The organism is Variovorax sp. GW823-FHT04B03 (genome assembly GCF_058796495.1).
In genome coordinates, this window is the sequence record NZ_JBXAIT010000002.1 from 163,075 (window position 1) to 178,659 (window position 15,585).

General features: G+C 68.2%; 16 protein-coding genes. 11 read left to right on the plus strand and 5 right to left on the minus strand.

Annotated features, from left to right (window positions below; translation table 11 throughout):
* Nucleotides 1-358 precede the first annotated feature (358 nt).
* A complete protein-coding gene (locus AC1RAD_RS09470) occupies nt 359-3,382 on the plus strand; it encodes an ATP-binding protein (RefSeq protein WP_492734629.1) in 3,024 nt (1,007 codons plus the stop codon).
* 7 nt (nt 3,383-3,389) lie between these two features.
* On the opposite strand, the gene AC1RAD_RS09475 is transcribed toward AC1RAD_RS09470, so the two are convergent.
* Entirely contained in the window at nt 3,390-4,628 is a 1,239-nt protein-coding gene (locus AC1RAD_RS09475; RefSeq protein ID WP_492734630.1) for an EAL domain-containing response regulator, read from the minus strand.
* 228 nt (nt 4,629-4,856) lie between these two features.
* Between AC1RAD_RS09475 and AC1RAD_RS09480 the strand changes: the two genes are divergently transcribed.
* Nucleotides 4,857-5,222: a hypothetical protein gene (locus AC1RAD_RS09480; RefSeq protein WP_070060782.1), complete on the plus strand. Its 366-nt coding sequence runs from the start codon at nt 4,857-4,859 to the stop codon at nt 5,220-5,222.
* Between the two features lie 103 nt (nt 5,223-5,325).
* On the plus strand, nt 5,326-5,715 hold the full coding sequence (locus AC1RAD_RS09485) for a response regulator (RefSeq protein WP_062470237.1): 390 nt from the start codon (nt 5,326-5,328) through the stop codon (nt 5,713-5,715).
* A gap of 104 nt (nt 5,716-5,819) precedes the next feature.
* Here the strand turns inward: AC1RAD_RS09485 and AC1RAD_RS09490 are convergent, their stop codons facing one another.
* The 4 genes from AC1RAD_RS09490 to AC1RAD_RS09505 form a co-directional block, all read right to left on the minus strand.
* Nucleotides 5,820-7,025 (minus strand): branched-chain amino acid ABC transporter substrate-binding protein, encoded by a 1,206-nt coding sequence (locus tag AC1RAD_RS09490; protein WP_062470234.1) that lies wholly within the window; start codon nt 7,023-7,025, stop codon nt 5,820-5,822.
* A 136-nt stretch (nt 7,026-7,161) separates the two neighbouring features.
* A complete protein-coding gene (locus AC1RAD_RS09495; RefSeq protein WP_492734631.1) occupies nt 7,162-7,590 on the minus strand; it encodes a hypothetical protein in 429 nt (142 codons plus the stop codon).
* Nucleotides 7,590-8,033 (minus strand): DNA polymerase III subunit chi, encoded by a 444-nt coding sequence (locus AC1RAD_RS09500; protein WP_095948627.1) that lies wholly within the window; start codon nt 8,031-8,033, stop codon nt 7,590-7,592. Before AC1RAD_RS09500 ends, AC1RAD_RS09495 begins: the two co-directional genes overlap by 1 nt.
* The gene (locus AC1RAD_RS09505) at nt 8,030-9,589 is read right to left on the minus strand and encodes a leucyl aminopeptidase (protein WP_492734632.1); all 1,560 of its coding nucleotides are present in this window, start codon (nt 9,587-9,589) and stop codon (nt 8,030-8,032) included. Before AC1RAD_RS09505 ends, AC1RAD_RS09500 begins: the two co-directional genes overlap by 4 nt.
* 21 nt (nt 9,590-9,610) lie before the next feature.
* Between AC1RAD_RS09505 and lptF the strand changes: the two genes are divergently transcribed.
* The 8 genes from lptF to AC1RAD_RS09545 all read left to right on the plus strand — a co-directional run bounded on the left by lptF (nt 9,611) and on the right by AC1RAD_RS09545 (nt 15,567).
* Nucleotides 9,611-10,756 carry an LPS export ABC transporter permease LptF gene (gene lptF, locus AC1RAD_RS09510; protein ID WP_492734633.1) on the plus strand — a complete coding sequence of 382 codons (1,146 nt, stop codon included), beginning with the start codon at nt 9,611-9,613 and terminating at the stop codon, nt 10,754-10,756.
* Entirely contained in the window at nt 10,753-11,859 is a 1,107-nt protein-coding gene (lptG, locus tag AC1RAD_RS09515) for an LPS export ABC transporter permease LptG (RefSeq protein ID WP_062470221.1), read from the plus strand. The genes lptF and lptG overlap by 4 nt, the downstream gene beginning before the upstream one ends.
* On the plus strand, nt 11,856-12,227 hold the full coding sequence (locus AC1RAD_RS09520) for a sirohydrochlorin chelatase (protein WP_492734634.1): 372 nt from the start codon (nt 11,856-11,858) through the stop codon (nt 12,225-12,227). The genes lptG and AC1RAD_RS09520 overlap by 4 nt, the downstream gene beginning before the upstream one ends.
* Before the next feature lie 63 nt (nt 12,228-12,290).
* Nucleotides 12,291-13,232 carry a CysB family HTH-type transcriptional regulator gene (locus AC1RAD_RS09525; RefSeq protein WP_062470216.1) on the plus strand — a complete coding sequence of 314 codons (942 nt, stop codon included), beginning with the start codon at nt 12,291-12,293 and terminating at the stop codon, nt 13,230-13,232.
* Between the two features lie 31 nt (nt 13,233-13,263).
* Entirely contained in the window at nt 13,264-14,445 is a 1,182-nt protein-coding gene (locus AC1RAD_RS09530; protein ID WP_095745413.1) for a pyridoxal phosphate-dependent aminotransferase, read from the plus strand.
* Between the two features lie 28 nt (nt 14,446-14,473).
* Nucleotides 14,474-14,848 (plus strand): rard protein, encoded by a 375-nt coding sequence (locus AC1RAD_RS09535; RefSeq protein WP_492734635.1) that lies wholly within the window; start codon nt 14,474-14,476, stop codon nt 14,846-14,848.
* 11 nt (nt 14,849-14,859) lie between these two features.
* Nucleotides 14,860-15,309, plus strand: coding sequence for a DUF3592 domain-containing protein (locus AC1RAD_RS09540; RefSeq protein WP_492734636.1), 450 nt, complete (start codon nt 14,860-14,862; stop codon nt 15,307-15,309).
* A gap of 99 nt (nt 15,310-15,408) precedes the next feature.
* Complete coding sequence (locus AC1RAD_RS09545; protein ID WP_082817953.1) at nt 15,409-15,567, plus strand: DUF3309 family protein; 159 nt, start codon at nt 15,409-15,411, stop codon at nt 15,565-15,567.
* The last annotated feature ends 18 nt before the right edge of the window (nt 15,568-15,585 follow it).

The window sequence follows — 15,585 nt, forward strand, 5'->3', positions numbered from 1 at the left end:
AGGACCACGCATAAGACGAGTCCGATAACCAAAGCTTGCGCGTCCGTGATGCGAATACTTCGTGAACTGGGGGTTCCGCCAGACTTCACTCGCAAGAGACTGAGACTCAAGCGATGGGACGGAGAAAGCGTCCTGCCGATACTGACCCTGCCATTGAATAAATATCGGAGCGCGGCCGGGCCTGGAATATGCACGGAATTTCGCAAGCCTAATTCTTTCCGCCAGATCGGGGCCGGGCATAGGACCAGTCCTATAAACAAAAGGACACCCGGGAATAATTAAAGAATTCGCGCAAATCGCCCTACCATTTGCGCCGGCAACTTCCCGCACACACCATTTCCATTTCTTTTTTCCCGCCATGTCCCCGCCCGCCCTCCCCGCCAGCGCCCCTGCGGCCCCGACACCTTCCCGGCGGGCCCAGGAGCTGGACCTGCTGCGCCGCTACCAGCACGCCCTGCTCTATGGCGGCGGCGCGCTGCTGTCGCTGCTCATCGTGCTGGCCGCGGGCCTCGTGCTGTACAACGCCGCCGCCAATGCGCTCGCGAACCTGCGCACCACGCTGGCCGCGCACAGCGCGCAGATGCAGCTCGACATCGAAGAAAAGCAGGCGGCGATGCGCCGCGGCGTGGTGAATGCCGAGCTGCTCTGGAACAGCCAGGCCCCGCCGGCCGCCGGCACGCTGGAGGCCTTCGTGCGCGACGGAGGCCAGGTGGTCCTGCAGGCCGGGGCGCAGCTGACACCCGCCATCGCAGCCGTCGACCCCGCCGGCACCCCTGACCTGCACGCGTTCGCGCCCTACCTGGGCATGCTCGAAATGCAGGCCTACAGCGTCACCGCCGTCGCACAGCTGCGCAATTCGCCGCTGGGCGCCTACGCCTACACCCCCGACCACCGCCTGCTCACGCTGATGCCCGCGCCCAAAGGCGGCCTGCAGGGCGTGCTGGCCCGCACCGGCCTGCCGGACACCGCCGCGCTCATCGCGCGTCTGAGCTACGACATCGGCGACCTCGCCGGCGACCCGGCGCTTGCCGCGCAGTGGCGCACGCAGCGGCGCGTCGCCTGGCAGCCGCCGGCGCCCGACCTGCTGGCACCGGGGGCATCGCCCTTCAAGCTGGTGCAGCCCGGTTTCGACATGCAGGGTCGTCCTTTCATGGTGTTCGTGAGCAACCTGCCGTCCAGCGTGCTGCACAACCGCCTGCGCCACACGCCGCAAGACACGGCCGCCCTGCTGGTCGACGCGCAGGGCCGGGTGCTGCTCTCGGCCGACCGCACGGGCGACGCCATCGACGGCGGCGCGCTGATGGCCACCGCGCTGGCCCACAGCCTGCGCCAAGCCGGCCCCGCCCTGCCGCGCGAAACCTACCGCGCGGGCGTGTTCAGCCTCTCGACGCCGCTGGCCGGCACCGGCTGGTCGCTGGTGTACGCCTACTCGTGGCGCACCGTCTTCACCACGCTGAAGCCGCAGCTGCTGCGCTACGGCGGCGCCACGCTGGTGGTGCTGGGCACGCTCTGGGGCCTGCTGCTGCTCTTCAGGCGCAAGCTGCTGGAGCCCGCCTACCGTCGCTCGCAGCGGGTGTTCGAGAGCGAGCAGCTCAACCGCGCGATCATCGCCACCTCGTCGTTCGGCGTCTGCCTGATCGCGCTCGACGACGAGCGCGTGCTGCTGCAGAACACCCTGATGGAACACTACGCGGCGGCCACCGCGCCGCCCGAGCCGCTGCACCGCCAGATGGCCGCGCTCTACCGCGAACGCGCCCAGGGCGGCACGCTGCATGACGCCGGCATGCCGCTGGCCCTGAAGAACGGCCAGGCCTGCGAGCTGCTGCTGCAATGCACGCGCACGCGCTACCAGGGCGCAGACGCCCTGCTGTGCAGCTTCTCCGACACCACCGAGCGCAACGAACTCGACAAGAAGCGCGAAGAAGCCCGCGAGGCAGCCGAGGCGGCCAACCGCGCCAAGTCGGTGTTCATCGCCACCATGAGCCACGAGATCCGCACGCCGCTGAACGCGGTGCTGGGCAACCTCGAACTGCTCGGCCAAGGCGCGCCGCCCGAGGTGCAGGCCCGGCGCCTGCAGTCGGTGCGCCAGGCCTCGCGCACCCTGCTCGAGATCGTCAACAACATCCTTGACCTGTCGAAGATGGAATCGGGCCACCTCAAGCTCGAAACCACGCGCGTGGCGCTGCCCGAGATCGTGCAGGCTTGCGCGCAGATGTTCGAGCCTTCGGCACACGCCAAGGGGCTGCGGCTCGATTGCGTGGTGCACCCCGGCCTGGCCGCCGGCTACGAGGGCGATCCGACACGCATCCGCCAGATCGTCGTCAACCTGCTGAGCAACGCGATCAAGTTCACGGCCTCGGGCGCGGTGACGCTGGAGGTCGGGCCGCTGTCGCCGGGGCAGGCCTCGCCGGTGGCGATCCGCGTGACCGACACCGGCATGGGCGTGCCGCCCGAGCAGATTCCCCAGCTGTTCGACATCTACATGCAGGCCTCGGCGTCGACCGCGCGCGAGTTCGGCGGCTCGGGGCTGGGGCTGTCGATCTGCCAGCGGCTGGCGCGCAAGATGGGCGGCACGATCGCCGTGCGCAGCCAGCCGAGCGCGGGCTCGTGCTTCACGGTGACCTTGCCGCTGGTGGCGCTGGCGCCCGAAGTTGTCGCGCCATCGGACACCCGTGCTGCCCTGCCCTTGCGTCCCGTGCGCCTGCTGGTCGTGGACGACCATCCGGCCAACCGGGCGCTCATCAGCGACCAACTCGACGCGCTCGGCGTCGCCGCCGACGTGGCGCCCGACGGCGAGGCCGCGCTGGCCCTGTTCGCCGCGCAGCGCTACGACCTCGTGCTGACCGACCTGAACATGCCCGGCATGGACGGCTACACGCTGGCCCGCCGGCTGCGCGAGCGCATGCCGTCGATCCCGCTCATCGCCATCACGGCGCACCTGGAGCAGGAGGGCTACCAGCAATGCTCGCTGGCGGGTTTCGCGGGGGTGCTGCTCAAGCCGGTGCTGCTGCCGGCACTGGAGCAGGCGATCCTCAAGACGCTGGGCGCGGCTGCGCCGCCACGGGTGGCCAGCGCCCCGGTCGCGCCTGCGCAAGCGCCGCACGCGCCGCTGGACGCGCGCCTGCACGACGCGATGGTCTCGTCGCTGGCGTCTTCCGCGCAGCAGGTCCGCGAGGCCCTGGCGACCGGCGACCGGCGCGCGATCGGCGACGAGTTGCATGCGGTGCGCGGTGCCTTCGCCATGATCGGCGAGCCGGCCATTGCCGCGATGTGCGGCCGGCTCAGCGTCCTGGTGAAGCAGGAAGCGATGGCGGTGATCGCCCCCGATTGGACGGAACTGCAGGCAGCCGCCGAAGCGGTGCTGGCACGGCGCGCCGCCTGAGCGCGCCTCAACCCGCGTCGGGGTTGTGCGGCGCCTGCGGGCGCCCCGCCGCATACCGCAGCAGCGCTGCGTACTGCACGAAGGCCGACTCGGCCATCGGCGCGGCGTGCTGCGCACCCTGCGTGAAGTGGCACCCGAGGCTGCGGGCCAACGCGAGGTCACGCTCGCCGTCGACGCCCTTCACGAGCAGCGTCGCGTGCTGTTCGCGCGCCATCGCGATCACGCTCGCGAGGATGTGGCGGGCATGCGGGTTCTCGCGCGCTTGCGCGAGCTGGCGCGCGTCGATCTGGAGCTCGCTGAACGGCACCTTGAACCAGCGGCTCAGGGTCGAGTCGCCCTGGCCGAAGCGGTCGATGGCGCAGTGGAACCCGCGCAGCCGCAGGTGCGCGACCGCGCCGGCCAACACCTCGTTGCAGCGCGCGCCCCCGTCTTCGGCGATCTCCAGCACGAGCTGGTCGGCGGCGATGCCGGCGCGTTCGGCCTGCTCGGCCACGCCCTGCGCCCAGGACACCGAGGCGGCCACCGACGCGGGTACGCGCACGCCCAGGCGCAGGCCGTGGTCCTTGTGCATATAGCCGAGCAGTTCGAAGGCGCACTCGAGCATGCGCTGCACCAACGCCTCGTGCAGGCCGACCTGCGCAATGGCGGGCAGGAAGTCGGCCGCGGGCAGCCAGGTGTCATCGGGCCGGTACCAGCCCGGCTGCAGCTCGGCGCCGCGCAGCACGCCCGTGCGCGCGCAGTGCCGGGGCTGGAAGTGGGCGGCGATCTGGCGCGTGGCCAGCGCCTCGCGCAGGACCGCTTCCGTGAAGGCCGGTGCGCCGTTCGCAGGCGGGGCGCTCCCGCACCGCAACCCGGCCCGGTGGCGCCGTTCGCGCGCCATGGCTTGCGCCGCCGAGGCCATCGTGACCATGGTGCGCGGCTTGGCGATGGCCGAGAGCACGCGCGCGCCGCGGGCCCTGGCGTAGTCTTGCGCCGCCTGCAGGATGCGCGGCGGCTGCGCGCTCATGAGCACCAGCGCCGCGGGGCTGCCGGCCTCGACCACCGCGTCGATCATCTGCAGGCCCGTGACTTCGGGCGTGTCGATGTCCACCACCAGCAGGTCGTGGCGCCGGTGCAGTACCGCCTCGACAAAGCCATGGCCGCTGCGCGTCACGTCCACGCGGGGAATGCCGGCGTAGCGCATGAAGGTGGCCAGCGCGAGGCCGGTGCGTTCGACCTGGTCGATCACGAGTGCGTGTCTGATCATGGCGAGCCTTGGAGGGGGAAGAGGATGTTCTGCATCTTCCCGGGGGCGGCAAAAATCCCCCATCGGCCCAGTCCGAAACTCGCGGCCGATTCCGTAGGACTTCGGCTGACCCCTGTTGCCACGCAGCAACTGTTGCCAATCCTTAGCAAGGCCGCATCTGGCGGTACGATGCGCGGAATCGAATCGACCGACATTCCACCCCACTTCGCCTGCCGCAAAGGAGCCTCGATGGCCGGACCTTCCCCCACCTTGACGCGCGGCACCACCTCGCTGGACAAGACCCTGAAAAAGAGCGAACAGGTGGCCGCCGATGTGCAGCGCGCCTCGGACAACCTCGCCGTCGTGAGCACCGTGCTGGAACAGGAACTGCCGGACGAGGTCCAGGTCGGCGAGGTGGCGCAGGCCATCGAGCACACCAGCCAGCTCGAGGAAAAACTCGCCCAGTCGGCCGAGAAACTGGCTGAAGTGAATGCGGCGCTGAGCGAGGAAATCGAGAAGCGCCTCGAAGTGACCGCCGAGCGCGACGAGAGCCAGGCGCTGGCCGAGCAGCTCAAGGCGCGCATCCGCACCCAGGCGACGTCGGACAAGCGCTGATCGCCGTTGTTTCCGCACGGTTTGCGTGCGTCGTTCTCCCTTCTCCTACGCGGAGACCGCTTGCGCCACGCTACGCTATTGGTTCACACATCAAAACCGCGGCATGGCCCTCATCACGTTCCTCGTCGAGGACAACAAGACCATCAGGGACAACCTGGTCCCGGCCCTCGAGGACCTCGTCAACGGCCATGTCGTCGGCTATGCCGAAACCGAATCGGGCGCCCTCGCCTGGCTCGCCGCCCACCCCGATGCCTGGCAGTTGCTCATCGTCGACCTGTTCCTCAAGGAAGGCTCGGGCCTGGGCGTGCTGTCGGGCTGCCGCGAGCGCGGCCCGCACCAGCGGGTCGTGGTGCTGAGCAACTACGTCACCCCGGACATCCGCACGCGCTGCCAGGCCCTGGGCGCCGACGCGGTGTTCGACAAGTCGCGCGACCTGGACGCCTTCATCGAGTACTGCAACGCGGACCGTCCCTCGGGCCTGGCCGCGCTCTGAAGGCCGACCCGCGCCACGGCGGCGCGCACCCCTGAATGAAAAAAGGGCCCGAGGGCCCTTTTGTCATGGAACGACCCGGTGAAGGGTCGTTGGCTGCAATGCGATCAGCGCACCACGGCGATCTGCGTGCGCACGCCACCCTTGTAGGTGAAGAGCGTCAGGGCGCCGTTCTTGATGTCGCCCTTTTCGTCGAAGGCGATCGGGCCGGTCACGCCCTTGTATTGCACCTTGCCGACTTCAGCCAGGTACTTTTCCGGGTCGGACGAGCCGGCCTTGGCCATGGCTTCGGCCAGCACGTTGACCGCGTCGTACACGTACGGTGCGTAGATCTGCACTTCGACGCCGTTCTTGGTCTTGAACTTGGCCTTGAAGTCTTCCAGCGGCTGCTTGAAGTCGCCGTCGACACCGCCGGCTTCGGCGCAGACCACCATGTCTTCACCGATGGCGTCGCCTGCCAGCTTCGGCAGTTCGCCGGTGCACAGGCCGTCGCCGCCCATGAACTTGACGTTCAGGCCGAGCTGCTTGACCTGCTTGAGCATCGGGCCGCCCACGGCGTCCATGCCGCCGAAGAACAGCACGTCGGGCTTGGCAGCCTTCAGCTTGGTCAGGATGGCGTTGAAGTCGGTCGACTTGTCGGTCGTGAACTCGTGGCCCACGATGGTCGCGCCGGCGGCCTTGGCAGCCTTCTCGAACTCTTCGGCAACGCCCTGGCCGTAGGCCGTGCGGTCGTCGATCACGGCGATGTTCTTGCCCTTGAGCGTTTCGACGGCGTACTTGCCGAGCGTGCCGCCCAGCTGCGTGTCGTCAGCCACCACGCGGAACGTGGTCTTGAAGCCCTGGCGGGTGTACTTGGGGTTGGTGGCCGACGGCGAGACCTGCGGAATGCCGGCGTCGCTGTACAGCTTGGAAGCGGGGATCGTGGTGCCCGAGTTCAGGTGACCGACGATGCCGTTGACCTTTTCATCGACCAGCTTCTGGGCGACTGCCGTGCCTTGCTTCGGATCGCCAGCGTCGTCTTCGGGAACCAGCACGAACTTGGCAACCTTGTCGCCAATCTTGAAGCCCTTTGCATTCAGGTCTTCGATGGCCATCTTGGCACCGAGCTCGTTGTCCTTGCCGAGGTGGGCAATGGGACCGCTGGTCGGGCCGACGTGGCCGATCTTGACGACCAGGGCATCAGCAGGAGGCGCAGCAGGGGCCGGAGCCGCAGCCGTGGGTGCCGGTGCCGCCGGAGCAGCAGCTTCTTCCTTCTTGCCGCAAGCCACGAGCGTGAGTGCAGCCAGTGCGACCGCAGTCCATTTCAATTGCATGAGAACCTCCAGAACTTGGATGAAAAGATATAAAAACCGGTCGTTCGATCCGGGCGTTCAGACCTCGCAAGTTTCGCGCCGCAGACCAGCGGCACCCTCACGCCATTCCGACCTGCGGCGCAGTTTAGCCGAGGATTTATGCGCCGGAAGTTGGCGTAGACCCTGTGTTTTCCCCTGTGTTTTCACAGAGTTCAGCGGCCATGGATTCGATGACGAGCGCGCGCAGCACGGCCTCGATTTCGCCGCGCAGACGCGGCACCATTTCGTCGAGCTGATGCTGAACGGCAGCTGACACGGCGTCGCTCAATCGCTCTTCCAGCGACAGGTCGACGCGCTGCAGCACGCGGTGCAGCAATTGCTCTTCGAGGCTGACGATTTCGGCCGGCGTGAGCGACACCGACGGCGGCAACGCCACGGCGCTCGCGGGGTCCGGCGGCGGGGGCTGCGACACCGGCGCACCCGCGGGTCGCACCGTCTCGGCGACCGGCACGGGCTCGGCCGGAATCTCGAGCACGGTCGTCAGCGTCGGGACGAACCGGGGCGGCGTGCGCAGCGTGCTGGCCATCAGGAAGCGCTCCTTGCGAAATCGTGCGGCTGGATCGTGTAGCCCCGGTCGGCGTAGTGGCGCCAGCGGGTGCGGCCGACCTGCCGGTCGTTGGCCTCGTCGCTCACGATGTCGATCATGCGTTCGAAGCGCTCGAAGCCGGCTGGCACCTCGAGCCCCAGGTTGACCAGCATCTCGCGGTGCGGCAGCGAGGCCGCGTCCGAACCTTCGGCGCACAGGATGACGGGCGAGCGCGCGACCACATGGGCCGGCGCATCGGCGCGGCAGTGCGCGACGAAGTCGACCGGCGACAGCTGCCAGAGCGCGGCATCGACCGTGTCGAGCGCGCGCGCATCGCCCACCACCACCACGCGCAGGCCGCGTGTGTTCACGGCCTTGCGAACCAGCCGGCAAGCGTAGGTGAGCTTGTCGGGCGCGTTGTAGTGAAAGCCGATGTCGGTCACTGCGCGGACCGGGCCTTTCGGGCCGGCTTGGCCGGGGCCTTGGGCGCAGCGGCCTTCTTCACAGGCTTGGCAGCCTTGCCGGCCTTCGGTGCGGCGGCAGCGGCGTTGCTGCTGCCCGCGCGGTTCGTCAGGTACGACACCAGCAGGCCGACGGGCCGGCCGGTCGAGCCCTTGGCCGCCCCGCTCTTCCAGGCCGTGCCTGCGATGTCCAGGTGCGCCCAGGCGTAGTCGGCCGTGAAGCGCTGCAGGAATTTGGCCGCGGTGATCGCGCCGCCGGCACGCCCGGCGATGTTGGCCACGTCGGCGAAGTTGCTCTTGAGGCCTTCGGCGTAGTCGTCGTCCAGCGGCAGGCGCCAGCAGCGGTCCTGCGAAGCCTCGCCGGCCGATTCCAGCGCGGAGGCCAGCGACTCGTCGCTCGCGAACAGGCCGCTGCGCACGCCGCCCAAAGCCACCACGCAGGCGCCTGTGAGCGTCGCGATGTCGATCACGGCGGCGGGGTCGAAGCGCTTGGCGTACGTGAGCGCGTCGCACAGGATGAGACGGCCTTCGGCGTCGGTGTTCAGGATCTCGATGGTCTGCCCGCTCATGCTGGTGACCACGTCGCCGGGCTTGACGGCCTTGCCGTCGTTCATGTTCTCGCACGAGGGGATCAGGCCGACCACGTTGATCGCCGGCTGGATCGCGCCCAGCGCGCGGAAGGTGCCGAGCACGCTGGCGGCGCCGCACATGTCGAACTTCATCTCGTCCATCTCGGCCGCGGGCTTGAGCGAGACGCCGCCGGTGTCGAAAGTGATGCCCTTGCCCACGAGCACCACGGGGGCCTCGTCCTTGGCGCCGCCCTGGTAGCGCAGCACGATGAAGCGCAGCGGTTCGGCCGAGCCCTGGGCCACGGCGGCGAACGCGCCCATGCCGAGCTTCTCGACCTCTTTCGGGCCCAGCACTTCGCACTTGATGCGCGGCAGCTTCGCCAGCCCCTTGGCGGCTTCGGCCAGCAGCGTGGGCGTGGCGTGGTTGGCGGGACGGTTGCCCCACTCCTTGGCCAGCTCGATGCCCGCGACCGTGGCGCGGGCGTCGTCGAAAGCCTTGGTGATGGCGGGGCTGGCGGCCTCGGCCACGCCCAGCGTCAGGTGGCGGATGCTGCGCGGCTCGGCCTTCGACTTGGTCGTGGTGTAGACATAGCTGGCATCGGCCGCGGCCGTGACGGCGGCGGCCACCGCGGCGGCGTCGGCCGGCTGCGCGAAGACGATCACGACGCGCTTGGGGCCGTTGGCCTTGGCGGCGGCAACCGCCGCGCTCACGGCGCTGCGCACCGAAGCGGCCTTGCCGTCGCCGATGGCGGCCAGCAGCACGCGCGAGGGCACCACGGTCTCGGGGCGGTACAGCGCGAGCAGCTTGCCGGCCTTGTCAGGCAGGTCGCCGGCCTTGCGGGCGCTGGCGGCGAGCACGGAAACGGGGTCTTTGGCGGTGGGGAGAGCGCTGCCGACGAGCACGATGAGGAGGTCGGATTTCTCGGCGGCGGCCTGGGCGACGGTGAGGGTCTTGAGTTGAAAGTCCATAATCCTTTTTTTCCTCGAACGATGTTATTCCATTCTTCCCTACGCAAGGAGCTGTCGCGCAGCTTCGGAGCGACCCTCGTCGTCCTGGTCACCATCGTGATGACCATGATGCTCATCCGTACGCTCGGGCTGGCGTCCAAGGGCAGCGTGAACCCGCAGGAGGTCTTCCTCGTGATGGCGTACACGGTGCTCGGCTACATGCCGACCATCCTGAGCCTGAGCCTGTTCATCGCCATCGTCGGCACGCTCTCTCGCATGTACCGCGACAGCGAAATGGTGATCTGGTTCTCCAGCGGGCGCGGCCTGGCCGATTTCGTCCAGCCGCTGTTCCGCTTCGCCTGGCCTGTGCTGCTGCTCATCGCCGCCATGGCGCTGGTGGGCTGGCCCTGGGCCAACTCGCAGACCATCGGCATGCGTCAGCAGTACGAGCAGCGCAGCGACATCGAGCGCGTCACGCCCGGTGAGTTCCGCGAGTCCTCGGGCCGGCTGCGCGTGTTCTTCATCGACAAGGACACGCCCGACGGCGCCACCGCCACCAACGTGTTCATCTGGGCCGTCGAGCGTGGGCTGCAGATCACCACGTCGGCGCGCAGCGGCCGCATCGAGGACATCGACAACCACCGCTTCCTGCTGCTGAGCAACGGCCAGCGCCTGGAACGCCCGTTGTTCACGGAATCGGGCCTGAAGATCAGCGAGTTCAAGACCTACGGCACGCGCGCTGGCGGCAGCTCGAACGCCACCGGCGACAGCACGCCCACGCGCGCCCGTTCCACGCTCTCGCTGCTGCGCGACCGCAGCGATGCCAGCCTGGGCGAGCTGGGCTGGCGCTTCGGCATGCTGCTGGCCGCCATCAACTTCGTGCTGCTGGCGCTGACGGTGTCCAGCGTCAACCCGCGCGTGGGACGCAGCGGCAACCTCGTATTTGCGCTGTTCGCCTTCGTCGTCTACTACAACCTGCTGAACCTGGGCCAGAGCTGGATCAGCTCGGGCCGCTACGGCATGGGGTCCTTCATGCTGCTGCTGCACGGCGGCGTCTTCCTCTTCGCCACGGCCTGGCTCACGCTGCGCAACAACAACTGGTCGGCCCGCCGACAGGCCCGCGCCAGCGCCGCCACGGTCGGCGCCCTGCCGGCCGTACCGCCTTCCCGGATCGACCCGACCTCGTGAAAACCATCCGCCGACTGATCTACGTCGAGGCACTGAAGGCCGTGGCCTTCGTGACGCTCGGCTTCCTGAGCCTGTTCTTCTTCTTCGACTTCGTCGACGAGCTGCAGTCCGTGGGCAAGCCCGAAAGCCTGGCCTACGGCCCGGTGCAGGCGCTGATCTACGTGCTGCTGCTGGTGCCCAGCCACCTGTACGAGCTGCTGCCGATCACGGTGCTGATCGGCTGCATCTTCGTGATGGCGCGGCTGGCGCAAAGCTCCGAATACACCATCCTGCGCACCAGCGGCCTGGGCCCGTGGCGCGCTCTGCGCACGCTGCTGCTGCTGGGGCTGGGCTTCGTCGTGCTCACCTTTGCCATCGGCGACTACATCGCGCCGCTGTCGGGACGCACCGGCCAGCTGCTCAAGTCGCGCTACCAGGGCACCTATTCGCTCGTGGGCAACACCGGCGCCTGGCTGAAGGAAAAGCGCGGCGATACCTCGTATGCGGTCAACGTGCTGTCGATTTCGCGCGACGGCTCGCTGCAGAACACGCGCATCTTCGAGTTCGACGGCAACGGCTACGTGAGCAAGCAGCTCATGGCCAAGTCGGCCCGCATCCTCGACGAGAAGTGGGTGCTCTCCGAGGTCGAGCAGCAGGACTACGAAACCCGCACCGCCGACAAGGCCCGCATCACGACCACCCATGTCGAGAAGATGGACTGGCCCACTTCGCTCACCGCCGAAATGGTGTCGGTCGCGCTGCTGCGGCCCGACCGCATGAGCACCATCGACCTGTTCGACTACATCCGGCACCTGAACGCCAACGGCCAGACGGCGCAGCGCTACGAGATCGAGTTCTGGCGCAAGGTGTTCTATCCGTTGTCGTGCCTGGTGATGGTGGTGCTCGCCCTGCCCTTCGCCTACCTGCACTTCCGCCAGGCCGGCATCACGACCTACGTGTTCGGCGGCGTGATGATCGGCATCAGCTTCTTCCTGCTGAACAACGTGTTCGGCTACCTCGGCAACCTGAGCAACTGGTCGCCCTGGCTCACGGCGGCGGCGCCGGGGCTGATCTATTCGGTGCTGTCTCTCACAGCCTTCAGCTGGCTGGTCCTGAGGCGATGACCACGCAGGTGCGGGGCACGGTGCTGCTCGCGCACGGCTCGCGCGACGCGCGCTGGCGCGAGCCCATCGAGGCGGTCGCCGCCCGCATGCGCGAGGACGACCCCGCCGTGCGCGTGCTGTGTGCCTACATGGAACTGGCCGCGCCCGACCTGCCAACCGCCGCCGCAGCCCTGATCGCCGACGGCGCCACCGCGGTGCACGTCGTACCGCTGTTCCTGGGCATGGGCAAGCACGCCCGCGAAGACCTGCCGCTGCAGCTGGACGCCCTGCGCCAGCGCTGGCCCGAGGTGGACTTCTCGCTGGCCCCGATCGTGGGCGAATCGCCTGAACTGGTCGCTTTGCTGGCCCGGATTGCCATCAAATCCTGAAGTCCCGGTCATTTTTATAGACTTCAAAGGCATAATGAATTCCGCAATCAGACGGAATTTGATATGAATCTGCACCAGTTCAAGTTTGTTCAGGAAGCCGTGCGGCGCAACCTGAACCTCACCGAGGCGGCCAAGGCGCTCCACACCTCGCAGCCCGGCGTCTCCAAGGCGATCATCGAACTCGAGGAAGAGCTCGGCGTCGAGATCTTCGCCCGCCACGGCAAGCGCCTGAAGCGCATCACCGAACCCGGCCAGCACGTCATCGCCAGCATCGAACTCATCATGCGCGAGGTCGGCAACCTCAAGCGCATCGGCGAACAGTTCAGCGCGCAGGACAGCGGCACCCTCTCCATCGCCACCACCCACACCCAGGCGCGCTATGTGCTGCCGGTGCCCGTGGCCAACCTGCGCGAGGCTTACCCGAAGGTCAACGTGAGCCTGCACCAGGGCTCGCCCGACCAGGTGGCGCGCATGGTGATCGACGAGATCGCAGAGATCGGCATCGCCACCGAATCGCTCGACGGCTACGCCGAGCTGGTCACGCTGCCCTGCTACGAATGGCAGCACGTGCTGGTGCTGCCCAAGGACCACCCGCTGGCGGCCAAGGAGCGCGTGTCGCTCGAAGACCTCGCGAGCGAGCCGATCATCACGTACCACCCGTCGTTCACCGGGCGCACGCGCATCGACCACGCCTTCGCCCAGAAGAAGCTCACGCCGCGCATCGCGCTCGAAGCCATCGATTCCGACGTGATCAAGACCTACGTGCGCCTGGGCCTGGGCGTCGGCATCGTGGCCGAGATGGCCGTGCGCGACGAGTCGAACGCCGACCTCGTGGTGCGTCCGATGGGCCACGTGTTCGGCCAGAACATCGCGCGCGTCGCCTTCAAGCGCAGCGCCTACCTGCGCAACTTCGTCTTCAAGTTCGCCGAGCTGCTCTCCGACCGCCTCGACCGCAACCTGATCGCGAAGGCCCTGAGCGGCCACCAACAAGACTACGAACTCTGACCTTTCGCTTTTTCCCCCGCGACGACCGACCATGAGCACCGCCACCCCTTCGTCTTCTCCCCGCACGCCCGAGATCACCACCAAGCTGCCGGCTGTCGGCACCACCATCTTCACCGTGATGTCCACGCTCGCGGCCGAGAAGAACGCCGTGAACCTCGGCCAGGGCTTCCCCGATTTCCACTGCGATCCGAAGCTGCTCGAAGACGTGACCGCCGCCATGGCGGCCGGCCACAACCAGTACCCGCCGATGCCGGGCATCCCGTCGCTGCGCGATGCCATCGCCGCCAAGATCGAGGCGCTCTACGGCCGCAGCTACAGCGCCGCGACCGAGATCACGGTCACGGCCGGCGCCACGCAGGCGATCATCACGGCCATCCTGGCCATCGTGCGCCCCGGCGACGAAGTGATCGTTCTGGAGCCCTGCTACGACAGCTACGTGCCCAACATCGACCTGGCCGGTGGCAAGGTCGTGCGCGTGCCGCTCGTGCCCGGCACCTTCCGCCCCGACTTCGACAAGATCGCCGCCGCGCTCACGCCGAAGACGCGCGCGATCATCATCAACACGCCGCACAACCCGAGCGCCACGGTCTGGACCGAGGCCGAGATGCGACAGCTCGAAGACCTGCTCGCGCCCACCGACGTGTTCGTGATCAGCGACGAGGTCTACGAGCACATGGTGTTCGACGACGCGCGCCATGAAAGCGTGGCGCGCTTCCCCGGCCTGGCGGCGCGCAGTTTCATCGTCAGCAGCTTTGGCAAGACCTACCACGTCACCGGCTGGAAGGTCGGCTTCGTGGCTGCGCCCGCGCCGCTGATGGCCGAGTTCCGCAAGGTGCACCAGTTCAACGTGTTCACGGTGAACACGCCGATGCAGCACGCGCTGGCGCAGTACATGGCGCGGCCCGAGCCCTATCTGGAGCTGCCGGCCTTCTACCAGCGCAAGCGCGACCTGTTCGCGGCCGGCCTGGCCGAGAAGACCCGCTTCAAGCTGCTGCGCAGCGAAGGCAGCTACTTCCAGTGCGTGGACATCTCGGCGGTGAGCGACCTGTCGGAGGCCGACTTCTGCCTCTGGCTCACGCGCGAGATCGGCGTGGCGGCGATCCCGCTGTCGGCCTTCTACGGCGACGGCTTCGACCAGCGCGTGGTGCGGTTCTGCTTCGCCAAGAAGGACGAGACGCTGCTCGCCGCGCTCGACCGCCTCGCGAAGCTCTGACGCCGGCGGCCGCTATCCAGGCACCGCGATGACGATGAACCGGCCGCGCTGGATTCTGCTGGCCCTGGCCCTCTCGTTCCTCGTGGCGGGCATCGCCGACGCGTTCCTGCCGCCGCTGCGCGGCAAGGACTACACCGCGCTGGACGTGGCGCATGTGTTCCTCATCTCGGCGCTGTGCTACACGTGGTGCCGGGCCGACGGCCTCGCGCGCGGCGTGCCCGCGCCCGGCCGGTCGGCGCTGCTCGCGGGCATCTTTCCGTTGCTGGGCATCCCGGTCTATTTCTTCCGCACGCGCCCCTGGCAACGGGCCTTGCTGGCCACGCTGGGGGCCGTGGGCTTCCTGGTGTCGAGCCTGGTGCTGGCCGCCGTGGGCACCTTGTCGGCCGAGTGGATGCGCAACTGAAGCCCACCTCAATGAACCCCACCCGCCTCATCACGCGCATCTTCACGCTCGTCGGCGCGCTCATGCTCATCGGCGGCTGGCTGCTCTACCAGAACACCACGAAGTTCATCACATCGGCCGGCAAGGCGCAGGGCGAGGTGATCGCGCTGCAGTCCGCGGGAAGTTCGAGCCGCAGCAATTCGCCGACGTGGCGCCCGCGGGTGCGCTTCACGCTGCCGTCGGGCGCGATCGTCGAGTTCTCGCCGTCGAGCAGCAGCAACCCGCCTGCGTACGACAAGGGCGAAGTCGTGGGCGTGTTCTTCAACCCCGCGAACCCGCAGGACGCCCGACTCGACGGCTTCTTCGACCTGTGGGGCGGTGCCGCCATCGTCGGCGGGCTGGGCGCCATCTTCCTGGCGGTGGGCGTGGCCATGCACTTCCTGCTGGCAGGCGCACCGGTAAAGCGCCGACGCCCACGGTAGGACAGCCCTGACCGCGTCAGGGGCGGCTCTCCGGCGCTCGCGGCGCCCCGGGACGATGAGCATGGAGGCTCGTGACAACAACGTCCCAGGAGAAAAAACATGTCCCTCTCGTTCATTCTGCTGATCGTCCTGATCCTGCTGCTGATCGGCGCGCTGCCGAGCTGGGGTTACAGCCGGTCCTGGGGCTACGGGCCCAGCGGCGGCCTCGGGCTCGTGGTGCTGGTCCTGGTGATCCTCGTGCTCATGGGCCGCATATAGCGCCCGCGCCATCATGAA